Raw genomic sequence first — 11,583 nt, 5'->3', positions numbered from 1 at the left:
TTAACTATAGCTTGAATTGTTCTCCGAGATAAACTCGTTTCACATGTTCGTTTTCGAGAATTTCTTCTGGCTTTCCTGAGGCTATCAATTCGCCTTGGCTAACGATATAGGCATGCTCACAAACATCGAGAGTTTCTCGAACATTGTGGTCGGTAATTAGTACACCTAGACCGCGATCACGTAGATGTTCAATGATCTTTTTAATATCGATAACAGAAATAGGATCTACCCCTGCGAAGGGTTCGTCAAGCAAAATAAACTTAGGTGCGGCGGCTAGCGCTCGAGCAATCTCAACTCTTCGGCGTTCACCACCTGACAAGCTCATGCCTAGGTTTTTGCGAATATGGCCAATGTGAAACTCTTCAAGAAGGTCGTCTAATGCACCAATTTGTTGCTCTTTATCGAGGTCTTTTCGGGTCTCTAATACGGCGAGAATGTTCTTCTCCACAGATAAGCGGCGAAAGATAGACGCTTCTTGCGGAAGGTAGCCAATGCCTTTGCGTGCGCGGGTATGCATCGCTGTACTAGAAATATCGTCATCATCGATGAGGATGCGGCCTTGGTCACGAGGCACCAAACCCACCACCATGTAAAAAGTAGTTGTTTTGCCAGCGCCGTTTGGACCTAACAAGCCAACAATTTTACCGGTTTCTACATTTAGACTAACGTTTTTGACTACCTTACGGCCCTTGTAGGCTTTGGCTAGGTTTTCAGCAATTAGGGTACTCATTATTGCTGGTCTTCCTTGGGCGTTAGTTCGTCAAGTTGCTGCGGTAGGAAAATAGTAGTTACACGGCTGTTTTCGTCGCCTTGTGCCACCATTTCTTGTTTGTTGATGCTGTATTTGATCATTTTACCTTTTACCAAGCTCTCTTCTTGTTTGAGTTGAGCATTGGTAGTGAGTGTTAGCGTTTGGGTTTTTAAGTCGTAGCGCACTTCGTTCGCTTCAGCTTCAATTGGCTTGCCGCTATCAAGTAATTGATAAAACGTTGCGGGTTCGCCTTTAGCAATCATAACTTCGCTGCCTTTTTCTTCACTACCAATAACGCTTAGCTCTTCGGCGTGCATTTTAATCGAGCCTTGAGTCACCACAACATTATTGTAAAAGGTGACTCGGTTTTCTTTGATATTGACCTGCTGGCGGTCAGCATCAACAATAATTTGTTTGTTGAAGTCGTCTTCTAGTGCTTGTGAACCCCAAGAAAACATAAACAAGCTAGCTGCAATTGCTAACTTACTCTTGTGGGTTGTGGTAAACCGCTTCGATATCATCTAATAAAGTCACTATTTCGTTGGCTAAATCACCGTCCATGCCAACGCCATACAGTTCGTATGAAGGGCCATAAACGGTAACAGGTTGATCGCTGCTCATGGTTTCTGTTTGCAGGTCGATCTCCAATTTTTCGGTTATTAAGTCGCGAACATACTCGCCACGGCTTAAATTTTTAATTACTACATTGTCATTTAAAATGACGTTTTGCTGCTGCTGTACTGTAGCGTGATCGGCCACAATTTGCCATACAGGTTGGCTTGGATCTGGGTACACTAAGATCTTTGGTTGAGCAAAAGTTGTGTGCTTAAGTTGTTCAAAAAACTCCATTTCCTCAGCGTAGATCCGATAGCGCGGGCTACCATCTTCGCCAAAACTCACGCTGTAGAGCTTTTCGGCAACAAAGTTTGGTTTGCTGGCTTCGCGTTTAGCACTTAGCTGCTTAGTTTCCGAAGGACTAAGCTGCCACAGCACCAAGGCTAGGAGAAATAAGCCTGCAAAGAACCAAGTTGGGCGATTCATACACTCATACCTTGGGCATTATCAAGCTCGCCTTTTGCTTGCAGTATTAGATCGCAAAGCTCTCGAACCGCACCAAAACCGCCACGGGTTTGGGTGATAAAGTTGGCACTTTGTTTACACAAGGGATGAGCATCTTGCACGGCTACACCTAAACCACAGGCGCGCATTACTGGGGTGTCGACCACATCATCGCCAATATAGGCTACGTTTTCAGAAGCTAATGACAATTGTTCAAGCATTTGCTGGTAGGCGACGAGTTTGTCTTGTTGGCCTTGGTAGATACGAGTAATTCCTAAAGCCTGCATACGCTGTTGCACAATATTAGATTGGCGGCCGGTGATGATAGCGACTTCGACGCCGATATTCAGTAGCGCTTTAATGCCAAATCCGTCGTGGGTATGAAAGGCTTTAAGTTCTTCTCCGTCATTGCCCATATAAATGCGACCGTCTGAGAAAACCCCGTCTACATCGCAAACTAAAAGTTTAATTGTTGCTGCCGCGTCAAAATTGCTTTGGCTTACCGCGCCATAGGGCGTGTTAATTGTCACTAGTAAACTCCGGCTTGTAATAAGGTATGCATATTAAATGCACCCACAACGGCTTTGTTGTTTAGCACAAACAAACCGTTAATTGACTTGGTTTTCATTAACTTTAAGGCATCAAAGGCTAGCCAATTGTTGTCAATTACTTTGGGGTTTTGCGTCATCACTTGGCCAATTTGGGTATCGTGAATATCGATGCGCTGATCAAGGATACGACGCAAGTCGCCATCGGTAAAAATGCCTGCCAGCTGCTGCTTGGAATCAAGTACTCCCACCATGCCTAAACCTTTGGCTGTGATTTCGAATAGCGCTTCGCGAATAGTTTGTTCGACTGTTACTAGTGGAATTTGTTCCCCAGTTAGCATTAAGTCGCTCACACTTAGTAGCAGTTTTTTGCCCAAGGTTCCGCCTGGGTGGGACAGGGCAAAGTCATCGGCTGTAAAGCCACGAGCTTCTAATAAAGCAACTGCTAGAGCATCGCCCATTACCAAGGTAGCTGTAGAGCTTGCTGTTGGTGCTAGCCCTAAGGGGCAGGCTTCACGTGGCACCGAGATGCACAAGTGATAGTTGGCCTGCTTTGCCATGGATGAGTTGGGGTTGCTAGTCATGGCAATCGAGCGCACACCAATGCGGTTAAACACCGGGTAAAGAGACAATATTTCTTCAGATTCACCTGAGTTAGACAAAGCTAATACGATATCGTCGGCGGCGATCATGCCTAAGTCACCATGGCAGGCTTCGCCAGGATGGACAAAAAAAGCCGGTGTACCAGTAGATGCTAGGGTGGCTGCAATTTTGTTAGCGATATGACCCGATTTACCCATGCCTGTGAGGATAACTTTACCCTTACAGGCCAGTATCATCTCGCAGGCAGCCGCAAATTCTTGGTCGATATATTGGTGAAGGTTATCAATACCTAAGCTTTCAATTTCTAGTACTCGCTTAGCAACAGCGATGTAATCAAATGACACTCACTTCCCCTTAGTTTTAAAATTAGTGACAACAGCGGCTTATGCTAAGAATAATAGCATTTGGTAGCCTATGAAGCCGCTTAACAATAAGCCGCCTTCCCAACGAGAAATCTTACGGCTTTTACCAAAACCCATGGCCATGACAAACAGCACCACGGTTACACCCATCATCACATAAAAATCGCGGCCCGCTGCGTTGGCGTCGATAGGACCTGGCGCCAACATGGCAGGTACAGCCAATACAGCCAAAATATTGAAAAGGTTAGAACCAATAATGTTGCCTAAAACCAAATCGTCTTCTTTTTTTATCACGCCTGCGATACAAGCAGCTAGCTCTGGCAAACTGGTGCCGATGGCAATAATGGTTAAGCCGATAACGAGGTCACTCATACCAAAGTAGCGGGCAATTTCGGAGGCCGAGCCCACTAATAAGTCAGCGCTAAGAGGTAGCACCACCATACCTACCGCTAACCAAAACAATGCTTTACCAGTTGGTACGTCATTGGGGACTTCCGATTCTGCTTCCTCAACCATTGGGTCTACGGTGTTGCTACTACGTTGGCGTAGGGAGTTAACGATTAAGTAGGCCATAAGCGCTATAAATAAGGTAAGTAGAACAACCCCTTCAAGGTAACCCAGTTGTTGGTCGTGTAATACCCAGCCCGCTACTGCGGTAGCACCTAACACCATCGGTAATTCTCTAAACAGAGTAGAAGAAGATACCAGTAAGGGTTTGAGCAGCGCAGTTAAACCTAGAACCAAGGTAATGTTGGTAATATTAGAGCCAATGACATTACCCACCGCGGTATTCATTTTGCCTTCTAAAGATGCGGTGGCAGAAACCATAATTTCGGGCGCCGACGAGCCTAAGGCCACAATGGTTAAGCCAATAATCATTGGTGATAAACCAAAATTATTGGCGATAGCAGCCGCACCAAAAACAAAACGGTCGGCACTCCATACCAATAATGCTAAGCCAACAATTAACAATAAACATTCAACTAGCATGCAAGTCCTTAAATTAAAAAATATCCGCGATGCAAAAAAATCGAGGCATTGTCGGCATTTTCCCGGTAAAAGGGAAGAGTTTAGCCTTGAGTGTAAGCAATTATCTCAATAATATGTCTGCCTTGGCCAATCAAGATTGCTCACGGAGTGGCAGATAGTTTGATTGAAGTAAAACAACTGGCGTTTCAGCGCGGTGATAAAGTCATTTTTGATGGCTTGGACCTACATATCCCAACCGGCAAAGTGACAGCCATTATGGGGCCTAGTGGAATTGGCAAAACAACACTACTTAAATTAATTGGTGGTCAGCTAAAGCCGACTGCTGGCCAAGTGCTGATTGATGGTCAAGATGTTCATCAACTAAAGCGCAGTGATTTGTTCAAGTTGCGTAAACGTATTGGCATGTTGTTTCAAAGTGGCGCTTTATTTAGCGACCTTAACGTTTTTGAAAATGTTGCTTTTCCACTGCGTGAACATACCAAGCTACCCGAGCCAGTGCTGCGTAACTTAGTGTTGATGAAATTGCAGGCAGTAGGCCTACGCGGAACAGCCGAGTTAATGCCTGGCGATTTATCTGGTGGTATGGCGCGTCGTGTGGCGCTCGCTCGAGCGATTGCTTTAGAGCCAGAAATTATTCTTTATGATGAACCCTTTGTTGGTCAAGATCCTATCTCGATGGGCGTACTGATTAAGCTTATTCAAGGCTTGAATCAAAGTTTGCAACTCACATCAGTCATCGTTTCTCATGACGTGAATGAGGTGCTAAGTATCGCTGATTATGTCTTTGTTATTGATGGTCACAGTGTTCTAGCACAAGGGACGGTTGAAGAGATTGCTAATAACCCTGACCCTCGATTAGCCCAATTCCTGCAAGGTCAGGCTGATGGGCCCGCGGCATTTCACTATCCTGCTGAAGATTACGCGCAAGCATTAAAGGCGAGTTTATGATTGATGCTATTGCAGCCTTAGGCCGCAACACCTTATTACGTATTGGTGCACTAGGCCGTGCCAGCTTAATGCTTTGGCATGCTCTACTATGTTTACCTAGCAAACAATTACTTAAAGATACTATCCGCCAGATTTACGTAGTAGGTGTGCAGTCTCTGCCTATTATTGTGGTTTCCGGTCTGTTTATTGGCATGGTACTCGCTCTACAGGGCTACCACATTTTGGTAGATTTTGGCGCCGAGACCAGTCTTGGTCCTATGGTGGCGTTATCGCTGTTACGCGAGCTTGGCCCAGTGGTCACTGCATTGTTGTTTGCAGGTCGAGCTGGCTCAGCGTTAACAGCCGAAATAGGTTTGATGAAAACCACCGAACAACTCTCTAGCATGGAAATGATGGCCGTTGATCCACTTAAACGGGTGATCGCTCCACGTTTATGGGCTGGTTTTATTGCCATGCCCTTGCTTACTTTAATGTTTAATTTGGTAGGCATATGGGGCGGATTTTTGGTTGGTGTTGAGTGGCTTGGTGTGGATAACGGCAGCTTTTGGTCAATTACCGCAGCTTCAATAGAATTTGGTCAAGATATTGGCAATGGCATTATTAAAAGCGCGGTGTTTGCTATAACAGTAGTTTGGGTGGCGTTATTTAATGGCTACGATGCGATGCCAAGCGCTCAGGGAATTAGCCAAGCGACTACACGCAGCGTAGTGCACGCCTCTTTGTTGGTTTTAGCCTTGGATTTTGTACTAACCGCCTTGATGTTTGGCAGCTAGGTTTAGGGAATAACATGAAAGTAAATAAATTAGAATTGTCGGTTGGTTTGTTTGTATTGCTGGGCATTGCAGCCTTACTGATTTTGTCACTTAAAATAGCTGATAGCCAATTAGGTAAAAACACCGATACCTACACCTTGTATGCTAAGTTCGACAATATCGGCGGGCTAAAAGCACGCTCGCCAGTGAAAGTTGGTGGTGTGGTTGTTGGTCGTGTAGAGAAGATTCACCTTGATACTGAGGATTACATGCCAAAAGTCACCTTAAGCATGTATCGTCAATATGGTTTTTACCCCGAGACCAGTTCATTATCCATTCTTACAGCCGGCCTGTTAGGTGAACAATATATTGGTCTGACACCGGGTTTTGTATTGGATGACATTGAAGAGCTGAATGACGGTGATGTGATCGAAGACACCAAATCGGCGTTAGTACTTGAAGAACTAATTGGGCAATTCCTGTTTTCTATAACGGAGAAATAGCATGTTTATAAGACGCTTGATGTTGGTAGTAACACTGCTGTTTAGTGTTAATGCTTTAGCTGAACAAGTAAACGAAAACCCCTATCGCTTGATGAGCTATGTGGCTGAGCAAACCTTTAGTCGCTTGGCTGAAGTTGATCGAGACGCCGCGGATTCTGCTCAGCAAATTGAAGATATTGTGCGCGAACAGTTAATGCCGCACATCGACTATCGCTACGCCTCTTTTGTAGTGTTAGGTAAGCAAATAAAAAAAACGACTAAGCCGCAACGGGTAGAGTTTACGGCCGCTTTTAAAGAATATTTGGTAAGCACTTACACTCAAGCTTTGGGTCAATACAAGCAACAACAAGTAAATATTGAGCCAGAACGCTCTGTAGAAGGGAAATCTAAAGTTGGCGTTAAAGCGCAATTTGTTGATGGTGAACGTCCACCGATCAAGTTGGAGTTTAAATTCCGTAAGCTTAAGAACAAAACACCTGACAGTCCCGACCGTTGGCTGGCTTACGATCTCATCGCAGAGGGTGTTAGTTTACTTTCAACAAAACAATCTGAGATGGATAGCCTGATTCGTGCCAATGGTATTGATGGAGTTATTAAGCTGCTACAAGACAAAAACTTTGCGGCTAATGAGTCTAAGTCATGAAGGCAGAATTGAGCGTTGAGCAGCAGTGTTTATCGCTTAGCGGAGATTGGGATAGCCAACAAGTTGCACTTAAGTGGAACGAATTGCTGACTTGCCAAGCTCAAGAATTAGATCTTGCCAAGCTCAAGCGGATTGACTCTGCAGGAATAGCCGCTATTATCACCGCCTTAAAACCGGAACCCAGTAAGCGCTTATTAATTAAGCACTGTCCTGAACAAGCCAAGTTGTTATTTAAACTCTATGAGTTAGACAGCTTGCTGCACTTTGAAGATTAACGCACTTAACGCGGAGCGAATTATGCAACCAGAACAAATCGAAGAAATTTTATCGCAAGCGCTTGAGTTAGAGCATGTGCAAGTTAGTGGTGAAGGTAATCACTTTCAAGTTGTTGCTGTTGGTGCAATGTTTACGGATTTATCGCGAGTTAAAAAACAACAAGCGGTTTATGCACCACTGAAAGAGTACATTGCGAGTAATGAGATTCACGCTTTAGGAATAAAAGCGTTCACTCCTGATGAATGGCAAAAGCAACAGAAGTTTGGCCAATTGTAGTCTTTAGGAGTTTTAGTGGATAAGTTTAGAATTGAAGGTGGCTGCCGCCTAGAGGGTGAAGTGGCTATCTCGGGGGCAAAAAACGCGGCTCTGCCAATCCTTTTTGCAACCTTATTATGTGAAGAGCAAGTTACTCTACACAATGTTCCTCAGTTAAGAGACATTGGCACTACCTGTAAGATGCTTGAGCATCTTGGGCGCGAAGTAGAAGTTAAGGGCGAAACCGTTATTGTTAAAGCGGGCAAAGCCAATGATTTTGTTGCTCCTTATGAATTAGTTAAAACCATGCGAGCTTCTATTATGGCCTTAGGGCCATTAGTGGCGCGTTATGGAGAAGCCGATGTATCGCTACCTGGCGGTTGTGCCATTGGTGCGCGCCCAGTTAATTTACATATTCATGGCCTAGAGCTTATGCAAGCTAACATGAGTGTGGAAGATGGTTATGTTAAAGCTCGCGTAGATGGCCGTTTAAAAGGTGCTCGCATCTTTATGGACATGGTGAGTGTAACCGGTACTGAAAACTTAATGATGGCTGCTGCGCTGGCTGAGGGCGAAACCATTATTGAAAACGCCGCTCGCGAACCTGAAGTGGTTGACCTAGCCGATTTCTTGAATACCTTAGGTGCCGACATTAAAGGTGCTGGTAGCGACACCATTGTAATTAATGGCGTAGAGAGCTTACACAGTGGCGAATACAGTGTTTTACCCGACCGCATAGAAACTGGTACTTACTTGGTGGGTGCTGCGGTAACGGGTGGTAAAGTGCGTTGTACCCATACCGATCCAGGTTTAATGGAATCGGTGCTTTCTAAGTTGGAAGAAGCGGGCGCTAAGGTTACTACTGGTAAAGACTGGATTGAAGTTGATATGCAAGGCTGTCAGCTTAAAGCCGTAAACGTGAAAACTGCACCTCATCCAGCATTCCCTACCGATATGCAAGCACAGTTTACCGTGTTAAACATTGTTGCTGAAGGTACCGGGCATGTGACGGAGACTATCTTCGAAAACCGCTTTATGCACGTGCCAGAGTTAATGCGTATGGGGGCGGAAATTGAGTTAGAAGGCAATACTGCTATTTGTAAGCATTCAGAGCACTTAACTGGCGCGCAGGTAATGGCGACAGATTTACGTGCCTCTGCTAGCTTAGTGATTGCCGCATTGGTAGCTGAAGGCGAAACCGTAGTTGACCGGATTTACCATATTGACCGCGGTTATCAAAATATCGAAACCAAGTTTGCCAACCTAGGCGCAAAAATTACTCGTTTTAACGACCGCTCGTAGGTCGAGTAGGCAGTTTTAACTCAGTAATTTTAACGGGGAGCTCAAGTAGTTCCCCGTTTCTATATAGGCGAACCATAATCTCCGAGCCTGGGCGCGTTTCCGCCACAATATCCATGGCCTGTTTGATTGACTCAATATCTGTCCCAGCAATGCTCACCAATATGTCATTTGCTTGAATACCTGCTTTACCAGCTGGGCCGCTTGGATCAAGCCCACTCACAATTACCCCGCGGGTTTCATTTAGCTTTAAGCGAGAGGCAAGTAAAGGCGTAATTTTTTGCCCGTCTAAGCCTAGATAACCACGTACTATGGTGCCGTCTTTAATTAGCCCCTGCATGATTTTTTTGGCTAATACATAAGGAATAGCAAAACTAATCCCGTAAGTATCAGCTGCGTCGTTTAAGTGATAGGCAGAGGTGTTAATTCCCACTAACTCACCACGAGTATTCACCAAAGCGCCACCAGAATTACCACGGTTAATGGCTGCATCGGTTTGTAAAAAGTCTTGGCGACCGGTTGAGCTCATACCGCTGCGTCCAGCAGCACTAATAATGCCTTGGGTAATGGTTTGGCCTACGTTGTATGGGTTACCAATTGCCAACACTACATCACCAACCTGTGTCGCCAATTGGTCATTTTGCGGAATAACAGGGAGATCTGGAGAGGCTTCAATCTTTAACACCGCGAGGTCGGTGATCATGTCGCCACCCACTAAATCGGCATTAAACACCCGGCCATCTTGTAAGGCGATAACAATTTGATCGGAGTTGGCAATAACGTGAAGGTTGGTTAATACAAAACCTTGTTTAGACATAATAACGCCAGAGCCTAAACCTTGAGACTCGAGTTGAGTGTCTACATTCACATAAGATTGTAAGAAACTGCGGGTATAAATATTTACCACTGCGGGCGCCGCGCGCCTAGACGCTTGTGCGTAGCTAACTAGCGGTGTATCGGTATAGTCATCGAGCAGTTGCTTACTGTTTTCACGAAATTCCGGAAACGCAAACAAAATGCCCAGTGCTATTGCTAATCCAAAAAAAGCGGGCTTGAGTAAATACTTGATTATAGCTAACAATTGTTCTTCTCCAGCTAGGTTCTCAGCATAGCACGCAGATTCTGGAGACAAAAGAAAAGGCGACTAATAAGTCGCCTTTATTGTTAATCATCTCAATCTATTGAATGATTCGGTAGAGGTTTTCATCACCACGTTGAATATTTACGGCTAGTACCTTGGGCTCGGTTTCCAAGAGGGCGCGCAAATCAGCGATACTAGTGATGCGAATTTTGTTGATGCCAATAATGATATCGCCTTCTTCTAGGCCGTTAGCAAAGGCTTTAGAGTTACGCGCAACTTTATTGACTCGCACGCCTGATATGTCGGCGTCTTTACCGGTAGAGCTCAAACTTGCGCCTTCAAGGGCAGGGTGCATTACTTTGGCATTAATGTTTTGCTCTTCTGCCTGCTGTAAGGTCACTTTAAAATCGATAGGTTTACCATCTCTGATTGCGCCAATTTTAATGGTTTTACCTGCGCCCATGGTGCCAATTTTGGCACGCAGTTCAGCAAAGCTTTTCACCTTTTTATCATCAACGGCAATGATGATGTCGCCTGGCTCAATGCCGGCTTTATCGGCCGCTGAACCTTGCATAACTTGGTTTACAAACGCGCCATGTTGCGAGTCGGTGCCAAAAGCCTTGGCTAAATCACTGTTAAGCTCTCCACCGGTTACACCCAGCACGCCGCGACGTACTTCGCCGAACTCGATTATTTGATCCGCTAGGTTACGCACCATGTTACTGGGGATGGCGAATCCAATACCGATGTTGCCACCGTTAGGCGCAATAATTGCGGTGTTGATGCCAATTAGCTCACCGCGTAAGTTGATTAAGGCGCCACCTGAGTTACCACTATTAATCGCAGCATCGGTTTGAATGAAGTTTTCTAGGTTTTCAATGTTTAAACCACTCCGCCCCAATGCACTCACTATGCCGGAGGTTACGGTTTGCCCTAGGCCAAAAGGGTTACCAATAGCGACAGTAAAATCACCTACACGAAGCTCATCAGAATCTGCCAGCTTAATATCGACTAGTTCATCGGCTTCTATTTGCAGCAATGCGATATCGGTATGACGATCACTACCCAACACTTCCGCTTCAAAGGTGCGGCCATCTTTGAGGGTGACAACAATCTCGTCAGCTTCGTGAATCACATGGTAATTGGTGATTACGTAGCCCTTTTTCGCATCAACTACCACACCAGAACCTAGACCTTGAAAGGGGCGCTCTTGTTCGGCGTTACCTGGATTACCTTCTGGGCCGAAGAAGTATTTAAACAATTCTGGAAGTTGCTGTTGAGAAACCTTTGTGCCAGCAACAGAGATATTAACCACCGCGGGGGTGGCTTGTTCAAGCACTGGGGCTAAGCTGGGAAGTTCTTCGCCACCCACTGAGAATGGCAGGGCAGCGTGAGCTTGGAAGGTATTGATGCCAAGAAACAGTGACAACAATACAATGACAAATTTCTTAGTGGAAACACTCATCTAAATACCTCAATAAATACATGTCATTATAAAAAAGCAGGATCTTAA

At 45.2% G+C, this 11,583-nt stretch carries 15 protein-coding genes; 7 read left to right on the top strand and 8 right to left on the bottom strand.

All coding sequences use genetic code 11. The features are described 5' to 3' along the window. Positions 1-4 precede the first annotated feature (4 nt). Genes lptB through OAG1_RS18250 form a run of 6 tightly spaced genes read right to left on the bottom strand, consistent with a single transcriptional unit; the run spans position 5 to position 4,313 of the window. Positions 5-730 carry an LPS export ABC transporter ATP-binding protein gene (lptB, locus tag OAG1_RS18275; RefSeq protein ID WP_016400744.1) on the bottom strand — a complete coding sequence of 242 codons (726 nt, stop codon included), beginning with the start codon at positions 728-730 and terminating at the stop codon, positions 5-7. Next, entirely contained in the window at positions 730-1,209 is a 480-nt protein-coding gene (gene lptA / locus OAG1_RS18270; protein WP_220720243.1) for a lipopolysaccharide transport periplasmic protein LptA, read from the bottom strand. The genes lptB and lptA overlap by 1 nt, the downstream gene beginning before the upstream one ends. Positions 1,210-1,234: 25 nt before the next feature. Next, entirely contained in the window at positions 1,235-1,792 is a 558-nt protein-coding gene (lptC, locus tag OAG1_RS18265; protein WP_338622283.1) for an LPS export ABC transporter periplasmic protein LptC, read from the bottom strand. After that, complete coding sequence (gene kdsC, locus OAG1_RS18260; protein ID WP_338622282.1) at positions 1,789-2,340, bottom strand: 3-deoxy-manno-octulosonate-8-phosphatase KdsC; 552 nt, start codon at positions 2,338-2,340, stop codon at positions 1,789-1,791. Before kdsC ends, lptC begins: the two co-directional genes overlap by 4 nt. Further along, positions 2,340-3,305 (bottom strand): KpsF/GutQ family sugar-phosphate isomerase, encoded by a 966-nt coding sequence (locus tag OAG1_RS18255; protein WP_249483538.1) that lies wholly within the window; start codon positions 3,303-3,305, stop codon positions 2,340-2,342. The genes kdsC and OAG1_RS18255 overlap by 1 nt, the downstream gene beginning before the upstream one ends. A 39-nt stretch (positions 3,306-3,344) precedes the next feature. After that, positions 3,345-4,313, bottom strand: coding sequence for a calcium/sodium antiporter (locus tag OAG1_RS18250; protein WP_338622281.1), 969 nt, complete (start codon positions 4,311-4,313; stop codon positions 3,345-3,347). Positions 4,314-4,460: 147 nt separating this feature from the next. Here OAG1_RS18250 and OAG1_RS18245 point away from each other — a divergent pair, with 147 nt between their 5' ends. The 7 genes from OAG1_RS18245 to murA are packed head-to-tail and all read left to right on the top strand — an operon-like array spanning position 4,461 to position 8,992. Further along, entirely contained in the window at positions 4,461-5,261 is an 801-nt protein-coding gene (locus OAG1_RS18245; RefSeq protein ID WP_249483540.1) for an ATP-binding cassette domain-containing protein, read from the top strand. After that, positions 5,261-6,034 (top strand): lipid asymmetry maintenance ABC transporter permease subunit MlaE, encoded by a 774-nt coding sequence (gene mlaE / locus OAG1_RS18240; protein WP_215426357.1) that lies wholly within the window; start codon positions 5,261-5,263, stop codon positions 6,032-6,034. The genes OAG1_RS18245 and mlaE overlap by 1 nt, the downstream gene beginning before the upstream one ends. 14 nt (positions 6,035-6,048) lie before the next feature. Further along, positions 6,049-6,516 carry an outer membrane lipid asymmetry maintenance protein MlaD gene (gene mlaD / locus OAG1_RS18235; protein WP_016400752.1) on the top strand — a complete coding sequence of 156 codons (468 nt, stop codon included), beginning with the start codon at positions 6,049-6,051 and terminating at the stop codon, positions 6,514-6,516. A 1-nt stretch (position 6,517) separates the two neighbouring features. Then, positions 6,518-7,159, top strand: a complete 642-nt coding sequence (locus OAG1_RS18230; protein ID WP_338622280.1) for an ABC transporter substrate-binding protein — start codon at positions 6,518-6,520, stop codon at positions 7,157-7,159. Further along, positions 7,156-7,434 carry an STAS domain-containing protein gene (locus tag OAG1_RS18225; protein ID WP_152780629.1) on the top strand — a complete coding sequence of 93 codons (279 nt, stop codon included), beginning with the start codon at positions 7,156-7,158 and terminating at the stop codon, positions 7,432-7,434. The genes OAG1_RS18230 and OAG1_RS18225 overlap by 4 nt, the downstream gene beginning before the upstream one ends. A 22-nt stretch (positions 7,435-7,456) precedes the next feature. Beyond that, positions 7,457-7,711, top strand: coding sequence for a BolA family protein (locus OAG1_RS18220; protein ID WP_016400755.1), 255 nt, complete (start codon positions 7,457-7,459; stop codon positions 7,709-7,711). Between the two features lie 15 nt (positions 7,712-7,726). Then, the gene (gene murA / locus OAG1_RS18215; protein WP_338622279.1) at positions 7,727-8,992 is read left to right on the top strand and encodes a UDP-N-acetylglucosamine 1-carboxyvinyltransferase; all 1,266 of its coding nucleotides are present in this window, start codon (positions 7,727-7,729) and stop codon (positions 8,990-8,992) included. Here the strand turns inward: murA and degS are convergent. Both degS and OAG1_RS18205 read right to left on the bottom strand, forming a co-directional pair. Beyond that, positions 8,976-10,070 carry an outer membrane-stress sensor serine endopeptidase DegS gene (degS, locus tag OAG1_RS18210; protein ID WP_221075990.1) on the bottom strand — a complete coding sequence of 365 codons (1,095 nt, stop codon included), beginning with the start codon at positions 10,068-10,070 and terminating at the stop codon, positions 8,976-8,978. The two genes, murA and degS, sit on opposite strands and share 17 nt — an antisense overlap. Before the next feature lie 97 nt (positions 10,071-10,167). Next, positions 10,168-11,535 (bottom strand): Do family serine endopeptidase, encoded by a 1,368-nt coding sequence (locus OAG1_RS18205; RefSeq protein ID WP_016400758.1) that lies wholly within the window; start codon positions 11,533-11,535, stop codon positions 10,168-10,170. Positions 11,536-11,583 lie beyond the last annotated feature (48 nt).

This window comes from Agarivorans sp. OAG1, assembly GCF_037076485.1.
Taxonomy (GTDB): Bacteria; Pseudomonadota; Gammaproteobacteria; order Enterobacterales; family Celerinatantimonadaceae; genus Agarivorans; species Agarivorans albus.
This window is presented reverse-complemented; position numbering and strand designations above follow the sequence as displayed.